The 22,002-nt window shown below is 63.1% G+C and carries 17 protein-coding genes; 12 read left to right on the top strand and 5 right to left on the bottom strand.

Annotation, left to right across the window (positions count from 1 at the left end):
- Positions 1-14 precede the first annotated feature (14 nt).
- Positions 15-833 (top strand): DUF7847 domain-containing protein, encoded by an 819-nt coding sequence (locus K3165_RS08910; RefSeq protein ID WP_221548544.1) that lies wholly within the window; start codon positions 15-17, stop codon positions 831-833.
- A gap of 3 nt (positions 834-836) precedes the next feature.
- Here K3165_RS08910 and K3165_RS08905 read toward each other — a convergent pair whose 3' ends face one another.
- Positions 837-1,472, bottom strand: a complete 636-nt coding sequence (locus tag K3165_RS08905; RefSeq protein ID WP_247714051.1) for a class I SAM-dependent methyltransferase — start codon at positions 1,470-1,472, stop codon at positions 837-839.
- A 94-nt stretch (positions 1,473-1,566) separates the two neighbouring features.
- Between K3165_RS08905 and K3165_RS08900 the strand changes: the two genes are divergently transcribed.
- Positions 1,567-2,922 (top strand): MFS transporter, encoded by a 1,356-nt coding sequence (locus K3165_RS08900; RefSeq protein ID WP_221548543.1) that lies wholly within the window; start codon positions 1,567-1,569, stop codon positions 2,920-2,922.
- Here the strand turns inward: K3165_RS08900 and K3165_RS08895 are convergent.
- Positions 2,919-3,263: an arsenate reductase family protein gene (locus K3165_RS08895; RefSeq protein WP_221548542.1), complete on the bottom strand. Its 345-nt coding sequence runs from the start codon at positions 3,261-3,263 to the stop codon at positions 2,919-2,921. The two genes, K3165_RS08900 and K3165_RS08895, sit on opposite strands and share 4 nt — an antisense overlap.
- Before the next feature lie 164 nt (positions 3,264-3,427).
- On the opposite strand from K3165_RS08895, the gene K3165_RS08890 reads away from it, so the two are divergent.
- The gene (locus tag K3165_RS08890) at positions 3,428-5,518 is read left to right on the top strand and encodes a TonB-dependent receptor (protein ID WP_221548541.1); all 2,091 of its coding nucleotides are present in this window, start codon (positions 3,428-3,430) and stop codon (positions 5,516-5,518) included.
- A 63-nt stretch (positions 5,519-5,581) separates the two neighbouring features.
- On the opposite strand, the gene K3165_RS08885 is transcribed toward K3165_RS08890, so the two are convergent.
- Together K3165_RS08885 and K3165_RS08880 are read right to left on the bottom strand one after the other, a co-directional pair.
- Complete coding sequence (locus K3165_RS08885; RefSeq protein ID WP_221548540.1) at positions 5,582-6,139, bottom strand: (2Fe-2S)-binding protein; 558 nt, start codon at positions 6,137-6,139, stop codon at positions 5,582-5,584.
- Between the two features lie 41 nt (positions 6,140-6,180).
- Complete coding sequence (locus K3165_RS08880; RefSeq protein ID WP_221548539.1) at positions 6,181-6,945, bottom strand: class II aldolase/adducin family protein; 765 nt, start codon at positions 6,943-6,945, stop codon at positions 6,181-6,183.
- 122 nt (positions 6,946-7,067) lie between these two features.
- On the opposite strand from K3165_RS08880, the gene K3165_RS08875 reads away from it, so the two are divergent.
- The 9 genes from K3165_RS08875 (at position 7,068) to K3165_RS08835 (ending at position 18,567) form a co-directional block, all read left to right on the top strand.
- Complete coding sequence (locus K3165_RS08875) at positions 7,068-8,435, top strand: MATE family efflux transporter (protein WP_221548538.1); 1,368 nt, start codon at positions 7,068-7,070, stop codon at positions 8,433-8,435.
- A gap of 49 nt (positions 8,436-8,484) precedes the next feature.
- Positions 8,485-10,881: a chemotaxis protein CheA gene (locus tag K3165_RS08870; protein ID WP_221548537.1), complete on the top strand. Its 2,397-nt coding sequence runs from the start codon at positions 8,485-8,487 to the stop codon at positions 10,879-10,881.
- Positions 10,878-11,312, top strand: a complete 435-nt coding sequence (locus tag K3165_RS08865; RefSeq protein ID WP_221430409.1) for a chemotaxis protein CheW — start codon at positions 10,878-10,880, stop codon at positions 11,310-11,312. The genes K3165_RS08870 and K3165_RS08865 overlap by 4 nt, the downstream gene beginning before the upstream one ends.
- A gap of 55 nt (positions 11,313-11,367) precedes the next feature.
- Positions 11,368-11,733, top strand: a complete 366-nt coding sequence (locus tag K3165_RS08860; RefSeq protein ID WP_221430408.1) for a response regulator — start codon at positions 11,368-11,370, stop codon at positions 11,731-11,733.
- Between the two features lie 89 nt (positions 11,734-11,822).
- Entirely contained in the window at positions 11,823-12,845 is a 1,023-nt protein-coding gene (cheB, locus tag K3165_RS08855; RefSeq protein ID WP_221548536.1) for a chemotaxis-specific protein-glutamate methyltransferase CheB, read from the top strand.
- Positions 12,836-13,702, top strand: a complete 867-nt coding sequence (locus K3165_RS08850; RefSeq protein WP_221548535.1) for a CheR family methyltransferase — start codon at positions 12,836-12,838, stop codon at positions 13,700-13,702. Before cheB ends, K3165_RS08850 begins: the two co-directional genes overlap by 10 nt.
- Before the next feature lie 144 nt (positions 13,703-13,846).
- Positions 13,847-15,385 carry a putative bifunctional diguanylate cyclase/phosphodiesterase gene (locus K3165_RS08845; protein ID WP_345720806.1) on the top strand — a complete coding sequence of 513 codons (1,539 nt, stop codon included), beginning with the start codon at positions 13,847-13,849 and terminating at the stop codon, positions 15,383-15,385.
- On the top strand, positions 15,382-17,166 hold the full coding sequence (locus K3165_RS08840) for a methyl-accepting chemotaxis protein (protein WP_247714050.1): 1,785 nt from the start codon (positions 15,382-15,384) through the stop codon (positions 17,164-17,166). Before K3165_RS08845 ends, K3165_RS08840 begins: the two co-directional genes overlap by 4 nt.
- Positions 17,167-17,334: 168 nt before the next feature.
- Positions 17,335-18,567: a methyl-accepting chemotaxis protein gene (locus K3165_RS08835; protein WP_247714049.1), complete on the top strand. Its 1,233-nt coding sequence runs from the start codon at positions 17,335-17,337 to the stop codon at positions 18,565-18,567.
- Between the two features lie 79 nt (positions 18,568-18,646).
- Here the strand turns inward: K3165_RS08835 and K3165_RS08830 are convergent, their stop codons facing one another.
- Complete coding sequence (locus tag K3165_RS08830; RefSeq protein WP_221548533.1) at positions 18,647-21,979, bottom strand: amidohydrolase family protein; 3,333 nt, start codon at positions 21,977-21,979, stop codon at positions 18,647-18,649.
- Between the last annotated feature and the right edge of the window lie 23 nt (positions 21,980-22,002).

Genomic DNA, 22,002 nt, shown 5'->3' with positions numbered 1-22,002 from the left:
GAAGGGAAAGCGGCATGAAATTCGATCTCGACACGGCATGGAAAGACACATCGCGGCTGCTGCGCGACAATTTTGCGCTGCTGGTCGTCCTGGCGGGCGTATTCTTCTTCGTGCCCTATGCAGCCCTAATGCTGTTCGTCCCCGAGATCGCAGAACTCGGCCAGATGCAGGCCGATCCGGGCTCCGACGCGATGTTCGATGCCGTGATGGCGGTCTACACGAACTACTGGTGGGTGTTCCTCATCGTTGCCATTGTCCAGGGCATCGGCCTGCTGGCCATGCTTGCCCTGCTGCGACATCGCGACAAACCGACCGTGGCCGATGCGATCACGACCGGCGCAGTATCCTTCCCCTCCTATTTCATCGCACAGCTCCTGCAGAGCCTGCTGCTCGTTTTCGTGTCGACCCTGTTGATCGGCATACCTCTCGCGATCGGCTTCAGCGTCGGCGCGTTTCTCGGCGTAATCGCGGCTTTCGTGGCCTTCATCTACATCCTGACCAAGCTCTCGATGACATCGCCGATCATTGCGATCGACGGGGTTCGCAACCCCATCAATGCGCTCGGCGGATCGTGGAAGCTGACGAAGGGCAACAGCCTCCGCCTCTTCGCTTTCTATGCGCTGATCTTCGTCGCCTTCATCATCGCGTCGACCGTGTTCTCGCTGATCGTGAACTTCATCTTCGCGCTCGCAGGGCCCGAGATCATGCTGTTCGGGACCACGATCGTATCCTCGGCGGTGAACGCCTTCTTCATCATGCTGATCGTCTGCCTTTTGGCTGCGATCCACATGCAGCTGGTACGGCTTCAGAAAACCGGCGCGCCGAAAGCCTGAGGGTCAGTCCTTCGGTTCTTTCCAGCCCCAGAACAGCTGGCACGGCAGGATGTTGAGCGCTTCGAAACCGCTCTCGATCCGCTCGAAATGGCGCGCCATATAGTCGCGCGCCTTGGCGGAAAACTGATAGACGAGGAATGCGCCGCCCGGCCGGATCACGCGGTAGGTTGCCGCAGCGATTGCAGGTCCCACGCCATCCGGCAGGGTCGAGAAGGGCAGGCCGGACAGCACGTAATCGGCATGGTCGTGACCATGCGCCTTGACGATTTCCTCGACGTCGGCAGCCGAGCCGTGAACCGCGCTGAAGCGGCTGTCGCGGAAATGCTTGGTGAGATAGTCGATATAGAGCGGGTTGGTGTCGATCACGATCAGCTGGCCATCGCGGGGCAGCCGGTCGAGGACTTCCTGGCAGAACGTCCCGACACCGGGCCCGTATTCGAGGAACACCTTGCACTCGTCCCACTTCACGCGGCCAAGCATCTTGCGGATGGTGAAGCGCGAGGACGGAATGATCGATCCGACCATGCGCGGCTCTTCCAGGAAGCCCTTGAAGAATACGCCCCACTGCCCGAACAGGCGAGCGGCCTTCTGCTTCAAACTGCGGCGTTCGATGGCGCCAATACCGTTTTGACCGGTCAAATCTCTTACCTCGTGCGACCCAAGACAGGCAGCAAGGTCTGACAGCCCCACCAGCCCATTGCAAGCACGTGCGAGCAGGACTAGCGCAGGCATCATGTCGGAGCGTGATCCAGCAGTCTTGACCGAAGCGCCGCCTGCGCCCCCGCGCAAGGCGATCCCGCGCGGGCGCATGGCGCTCCTGTTTGCAGTCATGTTGACCACTGCGGCCGGCAATACAGCGATGCAGTCGGTCATGCCCTCGATCGGCACTGCCCTCGAAATCGACGACGTGTGGATCAGCCTTGCCTATAGCTGGTCGGCATTGTTGTGGGTGATCTGCGCACCGCTTTGGGCGGAGCGATCCGACCGTCGCGGACGCAAGGCCATGATGGCGCTTGGCATGATCGGTTTCATCACGTCGATGGCGCTTTGCGGCCTCGCGCTGTGGCTGGGCCTCGTCGGTGTCCTTGGCGGTACGGCTGCGCTGATCGCCTTTGCGATCGCCCGCAGCCTTTATGGCGGCTTCGGGAGCGCTGCACCGCCGGCAGTGCAGGCCTATGTCGCCAGCCGCACGCCGCGCTCGGAACGCACGCAGGCGCTTTCACTGATTGCGTCGAGTTTCGGCCTCGGCACGGTCATCGGTCCTGCATTGGCACCGCTGATGGTCCTGCCCTTTGTCGGACTGACCGGACCCTTCATCATCTTTGCACTGATCGGCCTCGCGACACTTGTCACGCTGCGCCTCAGGCTGCCGAACGACGAGCCGCAGTTTCCCGCACGCGGACAGACCTATGACGCGCCCTATGCGGGCGGTTCGACATCTTCACACGAACGCGATGAAGAGGACGAGGACGAAGAGGCGGTAGAGCCGCACAAGCTGCGCTGGTTCGAACCGCGCCTGCGGCCATGGGTGACTGTCGGCCTGCTGGGCGGGCACGCACAGGCGATGGTGCTCGGCATCATCGGCTTCCTCGTGCTGGACCGGCTCGGGCTTCGCGCGACACCCGCCGAAGGTACCGGGCCGATCGGGCTCGTCCTGATGTGCGGAGCGATCGCCACCCTGCTGGCGCAGTGGGGGCTGATACCGCGACTCGATCTGGGTCCGCGGGCAGCAACACTTTCGGGGATCGTGATCGCCGCAATTGGCGTGCTTTATCTCGGCGTTGCGGACGATCTGCACGCGATCGCGCTGGCCTACGCCATTGCGTCACTGGGGTTCGGACTGTTCCGCCCGGGAAGCACGGCGGGCACCTCTCTGGCCGTAACCCGCGCGGAGCAAGGTCAGGCCTCAGGCATCACCGCATCGGTGGCCGGGGCGAGCTTCATCTACGCCCCGGCGCTCGGTGTCTGGCTATATAACCACTCCGACTGGCTCGGCTTCGGCCTTATCGTGGCGCTCTGCCTCGCTGTATTCGGTTATGGCTGGCTGGCCTTGCAAGCGGACAAGAAGCTTACCCGCGACAAGCGTTAGAGGATTTCCAGGACCGTATCCTGCGGTCGGCAAAGGCGGACGCCCTTGTCGGTTTCGACCAGGGGCCTTTCGATCAGGATCGGATCGGAGGCCATGGCATCGAGCACGGTCTGCGCATCGGCATCGGGCAGGCCGCGCTCGGCAGCGTCGGTTCCGCGGATACGAAGGCCTTCGTTGGGCGTGATGCCCGCGTCCTTGTAGAGCTGCGAGAGCTTCTCCGCACTCGGCGGATCCTTGAGATATTCGATCACCTCGACTTCGACCTTCGACAGGTTCTCGAGAATGGCGAGCGTCTTGCGAGACGTGCCGCACTTCGGGTTGTGCCAGATGGTGGCCTTCATTCGATGTCTCCTTTGCCGGTGCGTCTAATCGGGTGTTGCGATGAGTGAAAGCGGCTCTTGCGATTTTTTCATCCCGAAAATCGCGATTGAGGGTTGCTATTGCGAATAGGTCTCAATAGCAGGGGGTCAGCAATTGATAATCATTCTCAATAAGAAAGATTCGTATGAGGCCCTTCGCCACTCTCGCAATTCTGCTTTCCGGAACTGCCCTCGCCGCCCCCGCAGCGGCTTCGACGCTCACCGCTGATGCACAGCCGGAGAGAGACTACCTCCCTACCGATATCGTGGTGACGGGCGAGCGCGCTGACGGCTACGACAATGAAGACGGCTCGACTGCGACGAAGACCCCGACCCCGCTGATCGATGTCCCCCAGGCCGTCAGCTTCATCACCGAAGACCAGCTCGAAGACCAGTCGATCCGCCAGCTCAATGACGCCCTGCGCTACGTCCCGGGTGTCAGCATGGAATCGGGCGAAGGCCACCGCGACGAGGTCTTCATCCGCGGCCAGGAAACCACGGCCGACTTCTATATCGACGGCCTGCGCGACGATGCGCAGTACTATCGCTCGCTCTACAACATCGAGCGTGTCGAAGTGCTCAAGGGTGCCAACGCCCTGATCTTCGGCCGCGGCGCGGGTGGCGGCGCGATCAACCGTGTTGCAAAACGCGCAGACCTGACCGATGCATTTGTCGGCGGCGAAGCCTCGGTCGACAGCTTCGGTGCATTCGCACTGCTCGCCGACCTGAACCAGCCGGTGACCGACAATCTCGCGCTGCGCCTCAACACGACCTATGAGGAATTCAACAACGACCGCGACTTCTACGATGGTCGCTTCATCGGCATCTCGCCCACGCTGACCGCAGCGCTCGGCCCTGACACCACGCTGATCGCCAGCTACACCTACGACAATGACGAGCGCGTGACCGACCGCGGCGTGCCCTCGCTCGATGGTGGCCCGCTGACCGGCTACGACAGCACCTTCTTCGGCGACCGCGATTTCAACTTCTCCGAAGCCGAAGTGCACATCGGCCGCGTTCGCCTCGAGCATGACTTCAACGGCGGTCTTTCGGCCAATGCCAGCCTCCAGTTCGCCGATTACGACAAGGCCTACCAGAACATCGTTCCGGGCGGCACCGACGGCACGACCGTTTCGCTGGGCGGCTATCGCGATACGACCGAGCGTACCAACTGGATCGGCCAGGCCAATGCCATCTGGCAGGCCGAGAGCGGCGATCTGGAATCGACCTTTCTCTTCGGTGTCGAGGCCAGCAGCCAGGACACGCAGAACGCGCGCCAGACCGTCAGCTTCGACACGACCAATGAAACCGCTCTCGAAGACGTCATCTTCGTTCCGGCGTTTTCGCTCAATCCGACCTCGCGTTCGCGTGACAGCCAGCTCAAGACCCTGTCCTTCTATGCCCAGGAACAGCTCCAGATCGGCGAATTCATCGAGTTGGTCGGCGGCCTGCGCTGGGATCGCTTCGACCTCGAGACGCTCGACCTGATCGGCGGCGTCGCGGGTGACCGGGTCGACGAACAGTTCAGCCCGCGTGCCGGCCTGATCGTGAAGCCGACCCCCGACCTCTCGATCTATGCCAGCTATGCGGAAAGCTTCCTGCCGCAGGCGGGCGACCAGTTCCTCGTCCTCTCGCCCGACCGCAGCCAGTTCGAGCCGGAGAAGTTCACCAATTACGAGATCGGCGCCAAGTGGGCCCCGCTCGACAAGGTACTCGTGACCGCGGCGATCTTCCGCCTCGAACGCACCAACATCCGCGCAGTCGACCCGACCGATCCGACGCTGACCGTGCTTGCCGGCGAAAGCCGTGCGGAAGGCTTCGAACTCGGCGCAGTCGGCGAAGTCGCAGATTTCTGGAAGGCCAATCTCGGCTACACCTATCTCGACGGCGAGCTCCTCAACGACAACGCCTTCGGTGCCGCCGGCCAGCGCCTGCAGCAGCTGCCGCGTCATTCGATCAGCGCATGGAACCGCTTCGACCTGTCGGAACAGCTGGGCTTCGGTCTGGGTGTAATCCACCAGTCCGAACAGTTCGCCAGCTTCTCGAACGATGTCGTCCTGCCGAGCTATTGGCGCGTCGATGCAGCCGCCTACTACACGGTGAGCGAACAGCTGAGCATCCAGCTCAACATCGAGAACCTGCTCGACGAGAATTATTACCCGAGCGCGCATGGCGACAACAACATCCAGCCGGGCGATCCCTTCACCGCCCGCATCGGAGTGCGCTTCGAGATCTGATCCGCGCAGCGGACCCGATAAACGAAACGGCGGCCCAAAAGGGTCGCCGTTTTGCGTTTGGGGCTATTCGCGTTCGGGCGCTTCTTCGGGAGCGCTCAGTGCCGGGACGTCCTGTGCGGCATCCTCGGCGCTGATACCCGGCGCAGGTGCTGCGCTTATGCGTTCCTGACGGCGAGCGACGCGGCCTGCACGCTGGATGGCCCGCACCAGCCGCGGATAGACTCCGCAGCGACAGATATTGGGGATCGCTGCCTTGATTTCCGCCTCGCTTGCACCGGGATTGCGGTCGATCAGCGCGGCAGCTGCCATCACGATACCGGGCGTACAGAACCCGCACTGGATCGCCTGTTCGGCGACCATGGCCTGCTGCACGGGATGTGTCCGGTCGCCCGACAGTCCCTCGATGGTCGTGATGAACCGCCCTTCGGCCTCGGCGATCGTGACGAGGCAGCTGCGAAGGGGTTCGCCGTCGATATGCACGATGCACGAGCCGCAATCACCCTCGCCGCAGCCGAACTTGGTGCCGGTAAGGTTGGCAGCATCGCGCAGCGCCCACAGAAGGGGCGTTTCCGGGTCCATCAGGAATTCGATGGGACGTTCGTTGACCGTCATGCGGGACATGGCGGTGCTTTCGCTTCAATCGGCTGGAAAGTCGAGAGGCCTTACGACATCCAGCTGTCGTCGATCTTCGACACGCGACGCTTCCAAGCCTCGAAATCGAAGATGCCTGCCCCGCCCTGGTCGCCCACGACGTGAAGGTCGCGCTGGTGCACATCGACCACTTCCTGCGGCACGATGTTCGCCTCGCCCTGGCTGAGCGTGGCGACCTGGATTTCGCAGGCGCGCTGCAATGCCCACATCTTGAGGAACATGCCCGGAATGGTCTTGTCCATCACCACCGGACCATGATTGCGCAGCATGAGGATCGAATGGTTGCCGAGATTCTCGACCAGCCGTTCGCCCTCTTCGGGGCGCACCGTGACGCCTTCAAAGTCGTGATAGCCGATCTGGCCCTGGAAATTGCAGGCATAGAAATTGGTCGGAACCAGCCCGTCCTTGTGGCTGCACACCGCCATGGTGGCCGTGGTGTGCACGTGACAGATTGCGGTCGCACGCTCGCCGAGATGCTTGTGGAAGTGCGCATGCTGGGTGAAGCCAGCCTTGTTCACCATGTATTGCGACTGGCCGACATTGTTGCCCTCGACATCGATCTTGACGAGGTTCGATGCGGTCACTTCGTCATAGAGAAGCCCGAAGGGGTTGATGAGAAATGTGTCCTTTTCGCCCGGCACTGCCACGGAGATGTGGTTGTAGATGCTTTCGCCCCAGCCGAGGTGATCGAAGATGCGATAGCAGGCGGCCAGATCCTGACGGACCTTCCACTCTTCTTCGCTGCATTCGAACTTGGGCTTCATCTGCGTTGCCATGGCGATCTCTCCTTGGGTCTCTATTTGCAACCTCTATCGCACGAGCGCCCCCTGTGCGGCAAGGAGTACGAAGCAACATGACGCTTTCCAAGCGCGTCTTGCCCCGCTAGCGCCGCATTTGCATGAGCGAGACGGCCAAACTGACCAAGGGCAGCATCCGCGGCCATCTCGTCACCCAGACGCTACCGATGATCATCGGGGTCGCGGCAATCATGTCGGTCGGCCTGATCGACGCATACTTCATCGGCCAGCTGGGCTCGGCCGAACTGGCCGCAGTCAGCTTCATCTTTCCGATCACCATCGCGCTCTCCAGCCTCGGCGTCGGTGTCATGGTCGGTATCAACTCGGTGATTGCCCGCGCGCTTGGCGAAGGCGACGAGGCACGCGCCGAGCGGCGCGCGAACTTCGGCGTCGTCTTCGCCCTGACGATCGGCGTCATTCTGGGCTTCGCCCTTTTCCTCCTGCTCGATCCGCTGTTCCGCCTGATGCAGGCCAGCGACGAACTGCTGCCGCTGATCCGCGACTACATGCAGCCCTATTCGCTCGGCATGCCGGTGCTGCTCACACAGATGGGCCTGCAGGGTGTGCTCCGCGGGCAGGGTGAAGCGCGTTACGTATCCATGATCTCGATCACCTATTCGGTGGTCAACTGGATACTCGACCCGATCCTGATCACGGGCGCTTTCGGCTTCGACGGCTTCGGTGTCGCCGGGGCGGCCTATGCGACGATTGCAGGATTCCTGGTCGCGATCCTCGTCGCACTCTTCTTCATCCGCCGGACGAGTATAGCCATCCACCCCACCCTGATCCGGGAATGCGATCTGGGCGCGTCAAGCAAGGCAATCATCGGCGTCGCTGGACCCGCGGCCTTCTCCAACGCGATCAATCCCATCGGCCTTTCGGTCCTCACCGCCCTGCTTGCCAGCCAGGGCGAAGACGCCGTTGCGGGCTTTGGCGCAGCGGGCCGCCTGCAAAGCTTTGCCGTCGTTCCCCTGCTCGCCCTTTCCGGGTCGATCGGTGCGATCGTCGGGCAGAACTGGGGTGCGAACCGTGCCGACCGCTCGCGCCGGGCGATGTACTGGGCCGGTCTCTTCTGCGTCGGATACGGCATTACGACCGCACTCGTGCTGTTCCTGTTCGGCGACTGGTTCGCGGACTTCTTCACCGACGATGAAGCGGTGATCGCGCAGTTCTCTCGCTACCTCGAAATCTCGGTCTGGGGCTATGCCGGCTTCGGCCTCCTGATCACGGCCAATGGCGCGCTCAATGCAGTCGATCGCGCGCCCTTCGCCCTCGCCCAGAGCGCGGCGCGCGTGTTCCTAGTCATGCTGCCGTTTGGCTGGCTGCTTCGCGGCGCCTGGGGCGCCGATGCGATCTACGGCGCCGAACTGGTCGCGAACCTTGCCGGCGGGGCGCTGGCGGCGCTGGTTGTCTGGTGGGTCCTCAAGAGTGGCCCGCAAAGCGCCGGGTCAGGCCAAACGAAACGTTAACCATCTTGCCCCATAGCGGACCCTAACGAGAACTGGGGGTCCAAGACCGATGGATGAACTGCTGGCCGACTTTGTCGCCGAAACCCGTGAAATGCTGGAGCAATCCGGCAGCGAACTGGTCGCATGGGAAGCCGATCCGTCCGACAAGGCGAGAATCGACACCATCTTCCGCTTCGTCCATACGGTGAAGGGCAATTGCGGCTTTTTCGACTTCCCCCGTCTCGAAAAGCTGAGCCACGCGGCAGAAGACGCGCTGGCGGAATGCCGCGCCGGTCGGCGCGAACCCGACAGCGCCCTGGTGACCGCAGTTCTCGCCATCATCGACCGCATTTCGGAAATGACCGACGCGATCGAAGCGGGCGAGGATCTGGGCGAAGGTGGTGACGACGCGCTGATTGCCGCGCTCAACCCCGATGGTGAAGTCGAGGTCCAGAGCGATATCGAAATCTCCGATCTCGAAACGCGGTCCGCAGAGGCTGCCAAGGCCGACGACGGCAGCGACACCCAGAAAGCCGCACCGCGTCAGGGCGTGCAGCGTTCGATCCGCCTTCCCGTCGACCTGCTCGACGAGGTGATGAAGGGCGTTTCCGACATGGTGCTGGCGCGCAACGACCTTGCCCGCCGTCTGCGCGAAGCCGGTGAACAGCCGACCATCGACGGCCCTTTCGAGCGCCTCTCGGCCATTCTCGCCGATGTTCGCACCTCGATCACCCGCATGCGCATGCAGCGCCTCGAGCATCTCTTCTCCTCGCTTCCACGCCTCGTCCGCGACCTGTCCAACGAACTGGGCAAGCAGGTCATGGTCGACTTCGAGGGCAGCGAGGTCGAACTCGACCGCGAGATGATCGAAATGGTCCGCGACCCGCTGACCCACATCATCCGCAACGCCATCGATCACGGTGTCGAAACGCCCGCGCAGCGCCTCAAGAACGGCAAGCGCGAAATCGGCATGCTGAAATTCGCCGCCCGCCAGTCGGGCAACCAGATCAGCCTCGTCATCACCGATGACGGTGGCGGCATCAATGTCGAGAAGGTTGCTGCAAAGGCGCTCGCCAACGGCCTCTACTCGCGCTCCGAACTCGACGCGATGTCGGAAGGTCAGAAGCAGAACCTGATCTTCGAACCGGGCCTTTCCACCGCAGAGGAAGTCAGCTCGGTTTCCGGTCGCGGCGTCGGCATGGACGTGGTGCGATCCAATATCGAGCGCGTCGGCGGTTCGATCGAAGTGACCAGCAAGCCGGGCGAAGGCACCAGCTTCCACCTCAAGCTGCCGCTGACCCTGTCGATCATCGCGGCCCTGACAGTGGGCTCGGGCGACCAGCGCTATGCAATACCGCGCAGCTACGTCGAGGAAATCGTCTTCGGCAACTCGAGCCATGTAGAGTTCGCGCAGGCCGGCGACCGCCGCCTCGTCACTTTCCGCGACAAGCGCGTTCCCTGCCTCTCGCTTGGCGAAGTGCTCGGCAGCGAGACCAACGACAATTGCGAATGGGAGAGCAAGACGCTCATCCTCGTTCGCCTCGCCAGCGACGATGTCTTCGCCCTCGCCGTAGACCGCGTGTTCGATCACGAGGACGTGGTGGTGAAGCCGATCGCACCGGCGATCATGGAAACGCGCCTCTACGCCGGCACGACGCTGCTCGACGATGGCCGTCCGATGATGCTGATCGACCTGCCCAGCATCGCACAGATGCGCGGCATGGCTGGCGGCGTCCGCGCCAAGGCCGCTCCGGTCGAGCGCGAGAAGGAAGTCGAAGCGAAGAAGGCCGTTCCGGTCATGCTCTTCGCAGGTCTCGATGGACGCCACCGCGCAGTTCGCCTCGAACTGGTTCGCCGCATCGACACGATCTCGCGCGACGCCATCGACATCGAGGGCGACCGCGCCCAGGCGATCATCGACGGCGAGATCCTGACGCTGGCCGGCCACGACACGGGCGAGTTGCCCGAAGAGCGCTGCCGCCTGCTGCGTCTGTCTGATGGCGAGAACGAACTGGTCTATGCCGTTCGTGAAGTCCTCGACGCAGCCGATGTCACCGACGATGTCGTGCCCAGCGAAGCTGACCGCAATATCGAAGGCGTCACGCTGATCGGCGGCAAGCCGATCCCGCTGCTCGACGGTCATGCGGTCTTCTCGCGCTACAAGGCAGCGCGGAAAGTAGATCACACGCTTACCTGCCGCATCCCTTCGGACAGCGAATGGGCCCGCACCATTCTCGAACCGCTGGTCTCGGCAGCAGGATACCGGATCGCTAGCGATGAGGACGAAGGCGAAGCAGATCTCGCCATCGCGCTCGCCGAAGATACCGACGGCGCCAAGGGCGTCGCCCGCGAGACCATCCGTCTGCGCCCTGATCCGGAAGAGTCCGGCGACGACACCATCTACCGCTACGACCGCGACGGCCTGCTCGCAGCGCTCAAGCGTATCCGCACCGGGAGGGCGGCATGAACGAATTGCTTCTGATGTGCACGATTGCCGGACGCCGCGCGGCGATCCCCGCAGTCGCCGTCCAGTCGGTCATCGAGGTGGAAAACATCACCCCGATCCCCGGCACGCCCGACTTCATCTGCGGCCTGACCGCATTGCGTAGCCAGGCGCTGACCGTGATCGACAGCTCGCTCGCGCTCGGCATCGACCAGCCTTGCGTGTCGCGCGACCAGCGCGCCGCCGTGGTGGAAGTCGAAGGCCATCTCTACGCGATTATGGTCGACGAGGCGCATGACGTGGGCGAAGCCCGCAGCGAACCGGTCGCGGTTCCGGGCGGTTTCGGCGACGGCTGGCAGCGCGCCGCCAGGGGCATGGTCGAGACCGACGGCGGTCCAGCGCTCCTCGTAGATATTCCGCAACTCGTATCGGGGCCGATAGCGGCCGCAGCTTAAGCGAAAAGTTACCGCCTGCCGTTATGACGGTCTGGCAAGTGAAGGGATCGTTCCAATGAAAACCTGTCTTATCGTCGATGATTCGCGCGTTATCCGTAAGGTTTCGCGTCATATTCTCGAAACTCTCGGCTTCTCGGTCGACGAAGCCGAAAACGGCCAGGAAGGCCTCAACAAGTGCATGGAAAACATGCCCGACGTTGTGCTGCTGGACTGGAATATGCCCGTCATGACCGGCATCGAGTTCATCACCCAGCTGCGCCAGCGCGATGGCGGCGACAAGCCGAAGGTCGTCTTCTGCACCACCGAAAACGACGTTGCGCACATCCGCGAAGCGATCAGCGCCGGTGCCGACGAATACGTCATGAAGCCGTTCGACCACGAAACGCTGCAGATCAAGCTTCAGCTCGTCGGCATGGCCTGAACCGGAGGGTCAGAGCCGTGGTGACCGCGCTCCGCTCAGACAGATCAGAGGCGTCACAACGCAAGCCTGCCGCAGGTACCGTGCGCGTCATGCTGGTCGACGATTCGTTGACCGTGCGCACGGTGTTCACGCGCATGCTGCAGCGTGCCGGTGGCATGGATATTGTCGCCAGCGCCAGCACGGCCGAAGCCGGGCTCAACGAGTTGCGCAACCATCGCGTAGACGTGATGCTGCTCGACCTCGAAATGCCCGGCATGGGCGGACTCGAAGCGCTACCGAAGATCCAGCAGCAATCGCCGGAAACCAAGGTCCTGGTGATTTCTTCGCTGACCGCGGAAGGTGCCGAGCACACGGTCGAGGCGCTTCGCATGGGCGCCGCCGACACCATGCTCAAGCCGCGCCCTGGCGGTTTCAATGACGACTATCGCGACCAGCTGATCGGGAAGATCCGCGCACTTGCGGGCCTTGCTCCGCACGAACTGCCCAAGCGCAGTGCGCCCGAACCCGCAAAGCGCCGCGCCGGTAAGCGTCCGCAGGTCATCGCCATCGGCGCATCGACCGGCGGTATCCACGCGCTCAACCTGTTCCTGCGCCAGGTCCCGAAGAATTTCGATCTGCCGATACTCATCACGCAGCACCTGCCTGCCAGCTTCATCCCGGTATTTGCCAAGCAGATGGAAATGGCATCGGACCGCGAAGCGGTTCTCGCGGATGAAGGCGTCGAGATCCGCCGTGGTCAGATCGTCATCGCGCCGGGTCACGGCCACATGGTCGTTCGCAAGACAGCCGGGCGCTATCTCACCGGCCTTGCCTACAATCCGGTGAAGAGCGGCTGCACACCATCGGTCGATCCGATGTTCGAAACGCTGGCAGAAGCTTACGACGGCCATGTCGCAGGCGTCCTCCTGTCGGGCATGGGCCGCGACGGAACCGACGGCGCCGATGCTATCATCGATGCGGGCGGTTCGGTCTACGCACAGAACGCGGATAGCTGCGCCGTCTGGGGCATGCCGCGCGACATCACCGAACGCGGTCTCGCGACTGCCGTTCTTCCTCCCGCAGAGCTTGCGGACAAAGTCCTTTCCAGCGTGGGAGCTGATGCATGGCGGTAGAAGACGCCTCTCACAAGATTATTGCCGACCTGCTTGAATCGCGTACCGGACAGACCCTGAGCGAGAGCCGCCGCTGGCGCATCTCGACTGCTCTTTCCGGCCTTTTCCGCGAGTTCGGCATCCAGAATGTCGACCAGCTCGCCTGCATGCTGGAACGTCCCGGTGAGCACCAGCTTGCGACCCGCGTGGTCGAGGCGATGCTCAATAACGAGACCTATTTCTTCCGCGACCATGCCTATTTCGCGACGCTCGCGAACACGGTCCTGCCCGAACTCCAGCGCAAGCGCGCCGACAGCAAGCGGATTTCGATCTGGTCGGCCGGCTGTTCGACCGGACAGGAAGTGCTCAGCCTTGCGATGACGCTCGCCGAGCAGCCGGGGCGCTGGCAGGACTGGAAGATCGACATCCTCGGCACAGATGTTTCGGGCAAGGCGATCGCCCAGGCGCGCACGGGCACTTACTCGCAGTTCGAGATCCAGCGCGGCATTTCCGTGGCGCAGATGCTGAATTTCTTCACCGAAACCAAGCAGGGCTGGAAGGTCGCGGACAAGGTCCTCGAAATGACGCGTTTCGAGCAGCAGAACATCCTCGACTACCCGCCGATGCCGGGCCGTTTCGACCTCGTGCTGTGCCGCAACGTCCTGCTCTATTTCGATCCGGACACCCGCCGCCAGGCATTCGACCGGCTCGCCAGCGCCACGGCGCCCGATGGCCTCCTCATGCTCGGCGCGGGCGAAACCGTGGTTGGCCAGACCGACAAATTCGAACCGGCTGCCTGTGGTTCGGCGATGTACTCGCCCAAGGCCGTTGGCGGTGTTTCATCCATACTCAGTAGCGCGACCTCCAAGGTCGCCTGAGGACCCGGGGCACGCAAGGGGAACAAGGCGCAGACCCGCAGCCTGCCTTGTCCTTCAAGGTAAAATTTCGGTTTACCGTTCTTTAGCGAATGCCCGTTAGCGATTGGAAGCCCGGCACGACTGTCGGCTGCCGAGGAGTTTTTGGTGCGAGTTCAGTCCGACAAGACGCAGCGCAAAACGCGGTTCGCAATTTTTGCGCCCCTCGCCGCGCTGGCCGGCATCGTTCTCACGACTGCGGTCCTGGGCGTGGTCGGACCTCGGACCGGCACGGTTTCTCTCAATGCAGTTCTCGGTGGTGGTCTGGTCGCTTTCTTCGCGAGCATCATCGCATTCTCGCTTATGGGAATTCGCCATCTTCGTGCGCTGGACAGGCTTTCGAACAACGACACGCTGACCGGCCTGCCCAATCGCCGTGCACTGCACCGTGATCTGCAAAACGAATTTGCCAAGGACCACGAGACCGCCCTGGCTCTGGTCGATGTAGACGGCTTCAAGGTCGTCAACGATCACTATGGCCACATCCTCGGCGATGCGGCGATCAAGCAGATCGGTGCGATCATCGCCGATATCTGCGGGGAGGAAGCACGGGTCTACCGGCTGAACGGCGACGAGTTTGCCGTGCTCATGTCGGGCCAGCTCGCCGGCACCCTGCTCGAAGGGCAATCACGCCGGGTCATCGAACGCATGTCGAAAACCATCAAGGTCGAAGACCGTCGCCTTACACTTGGCGCAAGCATCGGGCTTGCGCGTAGCATCCCCGGACAGGAAATCGATTCCTCCGAGCTTCTTCGCCGGTCCGACGTGGCGATGTATGCGTCGAAGCGCGGCGGCAAGATGCGTTGCACCTGGTTCAACGAAGCCTTCGATCGCAGCCGCGAACAGCTCAAGGAACTGGAAGACGAGCTTCGCGCCGCGCTCGCGCTGGGGCAGTTCCACCTGCATTACCAGCCGCTGCTCGACAGCCGGAGCCAGCGTATCACGGCGGTCGAAGCCCTGCTTCGCTGGGACCGCCTGGACGGCAAGGACATCGGACCAAGCGCTTTCATCCCGGTGGCCGAGGAATCGGGACTGATCAATCCGATCGGTTTGTGGGTGCTGCGACAAGCGTGTTGCGATGCCCAGCAGTGGGAAGGCGTCACGCTGTCGGTGAACATTTCCGCCGCCCAGCTGCGCAATCCGGAATTCCCGATCCAGCTGGGCCATATCCTCGAGGAAACGGGCTTCGAGCCCGAACGGCTCGAGCTGGAAATCACCGAAACGTGCCTCGTGCTCGATCCTGTCGTTGCCGAGCGCAGCCTCGCGCTCATCCGCGGCTTCGGAGTTCGCGTCGCACTCGATGATTTCGGCACGGGATACGCCTCGATCGGCTTCCTGCGGCAATTCCGCTTCGAGAAGCTGAAGATCGACCGCAGCCTCGTGGCACAGGCCAGCGAAGACGAGGGCAGCCGCGCCATGATGCTGTCCAGCATCACCGTCGCGCGGGCGATGAAAATGGATGTGACGGCAGAGGGCGTGGAAACCGAAGAGCAGGCCGCGATGGTCCGCTCGGCAGGCTGCGACCAGATGCAGGGCTGGCTCTATTTCAAGGCCATGCCCGCCGATGAAATCACGAAACAACTCGCAAAGAACAATGACGGCGCGAAGGAAGGCGACCGTCCAGATGAGGGAAGCAAAGTAGCATGAATGCGCCGACCGGGGCCGCCAGCGAACTGATGGCCAACGCCATACTCCTGCAAGACCATGACGCGGACTTCGAAGCCGAAGCGCGGTTCGATGCCTCCGAAGGTGCGTATCGCAAGGGCGTGCTGGGCTTCTTTGCCGACATGTCGCTTGGTTCGAAGCTGCGTTCGCTCTCGCTCGCCAATATCGGCGCAGTTGTCCTGATCCTCGCGTCCATCCTCATTGGTGGCTGGCTGGCGCTCGACCTGCGCTCGGATCGCATGGAAATTTCGGACGCAATCGCGTCTGCCAGCGAGCTGAAGGTCAATGCGACCACCGCGGTTGTAGAGGTTCAGCACTATGCGCTGAGCGGAAACCGCGAGGCGCTCGAGAGCGGCCGAACGGCAGCGAAAAATGCCCGCCGCAACCTCAATGATCTTGCACCGATCGCGAGCACTCACCTGCCGGAGCATCTCGAAACGATCGAAGCGCTCCGCGGTCAGCTCACAACGTTCGAGAGCGACATCGACCGTTCGCGCAATGCGACCGACGGCGAACAGCTGCGCGATATTTCGCTGGCAGCCGTGGCTGACGGCAATGCCTTCAACGACGCGAGCACGGAATTGCGCTCCGACCTGATCGACTACGCTGTCGAACACGACGCCTATTCGCGCACCGTCATCGGGTGGCTTTTCGTCGCCTTTTTCACAGCGGCAGGTCTAGGAATCGGCCTGATCCTCGTGACCACCAAGATCATCGCACGCGACGTCACGCGGACGGTCGGCCGCCTGACTGACGTTTCGCAGCAGCTTGCCGAGGGCGACAAGCACGTCCACATCCCTGCTCTCCAGCGCAAGGACGAACTGGGCGATCTGGCCCGTTCGCTGGATGTTTTCCGCGAAGCTGCTTTCCGGATCGAAGAGATGGCCAGCGAACAGAACGCCATGCGCGGTGAGCGCAAGGCCGAGTTGCAGCGCCTTGCCGTAACATTCGAAGCGACTGTCGGCGAAGTGGTGAATGGCGTTGCTGCTGCATCATCGCAGCTTAACACCACTGCATCGAGCATGGCTGCGACTGCAGAACAGGCGACCCAGCAGAGCGGCGCTGTCAGCCAGTCGATGGAAACGGCCTCAGGCGGCGTCACCGCAGCCGCGGCCGCATCGGACGAATTCGCCATGTCGATCGGCGAGATCAGCCGTCAGGCCTCGCACTCGGCAGAACTCGCCCGCAAGGCTGCAGACGATGCAGAAGGCGCAGACGAGACGATCTCCACCCTCGCCGCTTCGGCGGAACAGGTCGGCCAGATCGTCGAACTGATCCAGTCGATTGCCCAGCGCACCAACCTGCTTGCGCTCAACGCCAGCATCGAGGCCGCACGCGGCGGCGAAGCGGGTCGCGGCTTTGCGGTCGTGGCCAGCGAAGTGAAGGAGCTGGCTGCGCAGACCAGCCGTGCGACCGAGGAAGTCGCAGACCAGATCCGCAACATGCAGAACTCCACCGGCGCCAGCGTCAACGCGCTGCGTTCGATCGGTGACCAGATCAAGCAGCTCGAAACGACTGCCATCTCGATCGCCAGCGCAGTCGACCAGCAGTCTGTCGCAGGTCAGGACCTTGCGCGCAGCATCGATCTTGCGGCGCGTTCAACCGATGAAGTGTCGTCGAGCATCGTGCAGGTGCGCGAAGCCAGCCTCGCCACCGGAGCTGCCGCATCGCAGGTCCTGGGCAGCGCCGACGCGCTCGAGGCGCAGGCTTCCGTCTTGCGCAACCAGGTCGATCAGTTCCTGCAGCAAGTAAGAGCCGCATAGCAAACTGTTAACTATAGGCGGCTATGACAGAAAGACTGGTTTGGGGAGCCGCCTGAAATGAATGCTCAAAGCAATATTCTGGCTGAAGAATTAAGCCGCGAAATCGCGGAAGTGGAAACTGGCAGCACGGTTGAAACTACCGAACTTAAAGGTGTTTCTGCCTGGTTCATGGCGAAGTCGCTTCCTGAAAAAGCGAAGATCGCCTCGATCTTCACTCTTGGCGGCGTAATTACCGTCTCGATTGCCGGGCTGGTCGGCATCTCTTACGCCGAATATGCCGGCGCGGCCCGGACGGTGATCCTCTTCGTTGCGATACTCTCGCTGCTTGGCGGCTATTTCAGCCTGCGGTTCCTGCTGAATAATGTGATTGCACCCTTCCAGCATGTTGCCGGAGAAATGCAGCGCCTTTCGCAGGGGGCACGCGATATCGAGGTCGGAGACACTTCGCGTGTCGATGAAATCGGCGATCTCGCCCGCTCGCTGCTGGTCTTCGCAAAGTCCGGAACCAAGCTCGACGAGCTCTTCGCCGGACGCAAGGGAGCCTCCGAAAAGCGCAAGCAGGAACTGCTGGCATTCGCCGAAGGCTTCGAAAGCACGATCGGCGAAATCGCCGGAAGCGTTGCCAGCGCTTCGAGCCAGCTCAACTCCACCGCCTCGAGCATGGCGTCCGCTGCCGAGCAGTCCGCATCGCAGGCAAGCGACGTGTCGGGCGCCATGGAAAAGGCCTCGGGAGGCGTCACTGCAGCCGCTGCTGCCTCAGACGAATTCGCCATGTCGATCGGCGAGATCAGCCGTCAGGCATCGCATTCGGCCGAACTCGCCCGCAAGGCCGCAGACGATGCCGAAGGCGCGGACGAGACGATTTCCACCCTCGCCGCTTCGGCGGAACAGGTCGGCCAGATCGTAGAGCTGATCCAGTCGATCGCCCAGCGCACCAACCTGCTCGCGCTCAACGCCAGCATCGAGGCCGCACGCGGCGGCGAAGCGGGTCGCGGCTTTGCGGTCGTGGCCAGCGAAGTGAAGGAACTGGCCGCGCAGACCAGCCGTGCGACCGAGGAAGTCGCTGACCAGATCCGCAACATGCAAAACTCCACCGGTGCCAGCGTCAATGCGCTGCGTTCGATCGGTGACCAGATCAAGCAGCTCGAAACGACTGCCATTTCGATTGCCAGCGCAGTCGACCAGCAGTCGGTCGCAGGCCAGGACCTGGCCCGCAGCATCGATCTGGCCGCGCGCGGTACCGACGAAGTTGCCGGACACATCGGCCAGATGAAAGATGCCAGCATCGCCGCAGGTGCAGCCGCCAGCCAGGTCCTCGCATCGTCGAGCGACCTCGAAAAGCAGGCCGGGAACATGCGCTCGGAATGCGATCAGCTCATCGCCCGCATTCGCGCTTCGTAACGCGCATTTACAGATACCCCAAGGAAAAGGGCGGCCCGGTCATCCCGGGCCGCCCTTTCGCTTTTCAGCGGGGTCGCGATCACTCCCACCAGTAAGGCAGGCGCTCCTCGTCTCCCGTCTCGACCTCGTTCATGGTCCTGGCGTCGTAGAGACGGCCACCCAGCATCACCTGGGCGATATCGTCGGAGTTGCGGATGTTCTCGGCCGGATCGGCGGTAAGGATGACGAGGTCGGCCAGCTTGCCGACTTCGAGGCTACCGATATCGCGGTCCATGCCGAGCGACTTTGCCGGCTCGATGGTGCCGGCACGCAGCGCCTCGACCGGCGACATGCCCCCGCGCACGAAGCTCCACAGCTCCCAATGCGCCGCGATGCCTGCCTGCTGGCCGTGCGCACCGATGCTGACCTTCACGCCGCGATCGGCAAGCTTCTTGGCTTCGCGAGCCGAATTGTCATCGACGAAGGCCCAGTCGGGCGCCTTGGTGCGGCGCGCCGTCGAAGCGAGCAGCATCTTGGGCGGCGTGTGAACCAGCAGCGGGTTGTCGAACACGTCGGTCGCCTGGCGCCAGTAGGGATCGCCTGCAAGGCCGCCATAGGTCACCGTAAGCGTCGGCGTGTAATTCGTGTCCGAGCCTGCAAACATCTGCAGGACGTCCTCGTACATCACGTCGACCGGGATATTGTGTTCGACCGTCGAATTGCCGTCGGCGATGAGGTTCATATCCATGCCGAAGAGCGATCCGCCTTCCGCCACGACCAGCATGTTCTCCTCGCGCGCAGCCGCCACGACCTGCTGGCGCTGTTCGCGCCGGGGCTGGTTGTAGTTCTTCACGCTGATGCCGCCCTGCGCCTTGATCCGGCGCACGTGGGCAAGTGCATCTTCGTAGCTGTCGATCCGCGCATAGACGCTGGGCGCCTTGGCACCGTAGATGATCTCGCCGGTGGAGAAAGTGCGCGGAGCGAGCAAGGTACCCGCCTGCTGACGCTCGGCAGCGGCGAAGATCATGCTGGCGGAGGACGAGGGATCGTGGATCGTCGTCGTCCCCATGGCGAGGGCCTGGACCTGCGACCAGTTCTGCTGCGGAATGAGGTCGCCCGTGCCCTGTGCCCCATGCGCATGGGCATCGACGAGGCCGGGCATGACGACGCGGCCACCTGCGTCGATTACCGTCGCCCCGCTCGGCACCTGCACGCTCGATGCCGGACCGATCGCGGCGATGCGGTCGCCTTGGATGATAATCGTACCGTTCTCGATGGTGCCGGCACCCTCGCCCGCCATCGTATGGATACGCGCGCCGGTGATCGCCACCGTGCCGGTCGCCTTGTCGGCTGCGACCGTGCGCGCCATCGAGGTTCCCGTGTCGGGCGGCGTGAACTTCGGAGCTTCGTCACCCGGAGCATTCGGCGTCAGGGCGCCGGTACTGGCGCGATAGAGCACAGGGCCCATAGACCAGTGGAGTGTCGAACCATTATCCGCCCAGCCGATATAGTCCGCCCCGCCCTTGCTGACCTTGGTCACCGGCAGCGAGCTCGCCGTTTCGCCAACCGTCACCGTCTGGCCGCCGGGAAGCAGCGGCATGGCGAACACTTCGTAATTCTGGCGGAAGGCCACGTAATCGCCGCGCGGTGACACGCGGAAATCGTTGGCAAGATCGCCCTGCGCATGGACGCGGCGCTTCTCGCCATCGAGATCGGCCGAGATCAGCTGGAGATTGCCTCCTGCCCGCGCCAGCATGAAGACCCGGTCGTCATCCGCAGCGAACTGCGGCGTGGCCGTGTCGCGTGCCACGAGGCGCGGAGTGCCGCCGCTGGCGGAAACCGCATAGACACCCTCGTTCTCAGAGAAATCGGGCGAAGTCAGATAGCCGCCGCCGCGCTTTTCGAAAACGATCGTATCGCCATCGGGCGAGAACTGCGGAACCGCGTAGTGGCCGCGCTGGCGGGTCACGACGCGTTCGCCGCGACCGCGCGGATCGACCGTCACGATGTTGCCCAGCCCGCTGTCGGTCCAGCGCACGAAGGCAATGCGGTTGCCGTCGCGCGACCATGTCGGCCAGAGCTCGAGGCTGTCATCCCCGCCCGAAGTCAGGCGGCGCGGCTCGGCACTGCTGCCGACCGGCTTGGTGTAGAGCTTGCCGAGGCTTTCGAAGACCACGGTACGCCCGTCGGGAGACACGCTGGCAAAACGCGGGATCTTGGCCGTGAAGCTGTCGGGCGCGACATCGATCACCGGATGCGGAGCTTCCGCGACCATGCGGGTGTCGGTGATGCGGAAGGGAATGTCCTGCGTACCCGAGCCATCGGCGGCAACGCGGCGCAGCTTGCCGCCCGCCCAGACGACCATGCTCTGGCTGTCGGGCATCCAGTCCATCATCGGATAGACACCATAGACCGCCCAGGTCTCCTGCAGGTCGAGGTCGAGCGCGCCGTAGATCATGCGCTCCTGCCCGGTGGACAGGTCCTTGACCCAAAGCTGGGACTGGTCCTTGTCGCGGCGAACGAAGGCGATGCTCTTGCCGTCGGGCGAAGGTGTCGGGCGCACCGCGCCGCCATAGCCGCCGACTGCCGTCGTCACTTCGCCGGTGTCGATATCGTAGCGCTCGATGCGGAAGATGCCGGCATTGGAATCCTGCGCATATTCGAAGATCGGGCCGGAGCTGACGTTGCGCGTGTAGTAGATCGCATTGCCGTCAGGCGCGTAGATCGGCTCGCCGAGTTCTTTCTGCACGGCTTCGCTGGCGCGCTTGACCAGCTGGACGCCGCCGCCACCCGACACGTGGTAGAGCCAGATCTCGCCGGTACCGGCGCTGCGCTGCGTGGTGAAATGCTTCTTGGCGACGATGTAGCGCCCGTCGGGCGACCAGCTGGGCTGGTTGAGCAGGCGGAAGGTTTCTTTCGTCACCTGCTGCTTGTTCGATCCGTCTGCATTCATCAGCCAGATATTGTCGCCGCCCCCACGGTCGGAGATGAAAGCGATACGGCTGCCGTCGGGCGAGAAGCGCGGCTGAATTTCCCAGGCGAGGCCTTCGGCGATCCGCCTCGGCGTCCCGCCCGTGATGGGCATGGTGTAAATGTCGCCCAGCATCGAGAAAGCGAGTGTTCGGCCGTCGGGCGAGACGTCCACGTCCATCCACGTGCCTTCGTCGGTGTCGATCGCGACTTCGCGCAGGACCGATCCGCGCGGGGCGGTTACGTCCCAGCCCTCGTCCTTCTTCTCCGATCCGGGAATGGGAACGGTCGCTGCTGCTGCATCGACCTCTTCGCCGCTGCCTTCGGGCGGGAGTTCGTCCTGCGAAGCATCGACCTCCTGCTCCTCGACCGGGTTAGGGCTCGGTTCGGGCTCCTGGCTTTGTGCGTGGGCCGAGCCCGCGCACAATACGAGCGCGAGGGCGGAAGCGATGCTGGTCTTCATGAAAGTCTCTCCCCAATGAGATG

Origin of the sequence: Qipengyuania xiamenensis (genome assembly GCF_019711495.1) — a bacterium.
Taxonomy (GTDB): Bacteria; Pseudomonadota; Alphaproteobacteria; order Sphingomonadales; family Sphingomonadaceae; genus Qipengyuania; species Qipengyuania xiamenensis.
The sequence above is the reverse complement of the archived record's forward strand: the minus strand, read 5'-3'. Positions and strand labels throughout refer to the sequence as shown.

What these genes read in the sequence shown, in the direction of transcription:
- K3165_RS08840 (WP_247714050.1), top strand. Translation starts at nt 15,382, where the DNA reads ATGAATGCGCCGACCGGGGCCGCCAGCGAACTGATGGCCAACGCCATA.
- K3165_RS08880 (WP_221548539.1), bottom strand. Translation starts at nt 6,945, where the DNA reads ATGGCAACGCAGATGAAGCCCAAGTTCGAATGCAGCGAAGAAGAGTGG.
- K3165_RS08870 (WP_221548537.1), top strand. Translation starts at nt 8,485, where the DNA reads ATGGATGAACTGCTGGCCGACTTTGTCGCCGAAACCCGTGAAATGCTG.
- K3165_RS08835 (WP_247714049.1), top strand. Translation starts at nt 17,335, where the DNA reads ATGGCGAAGTCGCTTCCTGAAAAAGCGAAGATCGCCTCGATCTTCACT.
- K3165_RS08910 (WP_221548544.1), top strand. Translation starts at nt 15, where the DNA reads ATGAAATTCGATCTCGACACGGCATGGAAAGACACATCGCGGCTGCTG.
- cheB (WP_221548536.1), top strand. Translation starts at nt 11,823, where the DNA reads ATGCTGGTCGACGATTCGTTGACCGTGCGCACGGTGTTCACGCGCATG.
- K3165_RS08885 (WP_221548540.1), bottom strand. Translation starts at nt 6,139, where the DNA reads ATGTCCCGCATGACGGTCAACGAACGTCCCATCGAATTCCTGATGGAC.
- K3165_RS08875 (WP_221548538.1), top strand. Translation starts at nt 7,068, where the DNA reads ATGAGCGAGACGGCCAAACTGACCAAGGGCAGCATCCGCGGCCATCTC.
- K3165_RS08900 (WP_221548543.1), top strand. Translation starts at nt 1,567, where the DNA reads ATGTCGGAGCGTGATCCAGCAGTCTTGACCGAAGCGCCGCCTGCGCCC.
- K3165_RS08860 (WP_221430408.1), top strand. Translation starts at nt 11,368, where the DNA reads ATGAAAACCTGTCTTATCGTCGATGATTCGCGCGTTATCCGTAAGGTT.
- K3165_RS08890 (WP_221548541.1), top strand. Translation starts at nt 3,428, where the DNA reads ATGAGGCCCTTCGCCACTCTCGCAATTCTGCTTTCCGGAACTGCCCTC.
- K3165_RS08830 (WP_221548533.1), bottom strand. Translation starts at nt 21,979, where the DNA reads ATGAAGACCAGCATCGCTTCCGCCCTCGCGCTCGTATTGTGCGCGGGC.
- K3165_RS08850 (WP_221548535.1), top strand. Translation starts at nt 12,836, where the DNA reads ATGGCGGTAGAAGACGCCTCTCACAAGATTATTGCCGACCTGCTTGAA.
- K3165_RS08895 (WP_221548542.1), bottom strand. Translation starts at nt 3,263, where the DNA reads ATGAAGGCCACCATCTGGCACAACCCGAAGTGCGGCACGTCTCGCAAG.
- K3165_RS08865 (WP_221430409.1), top strand. Translation starts at nt 10,878, where the DNA reads ATGAACGAATTGCTTCTGATGTGCACGATTGCCGGACGCCGCGCGGCG.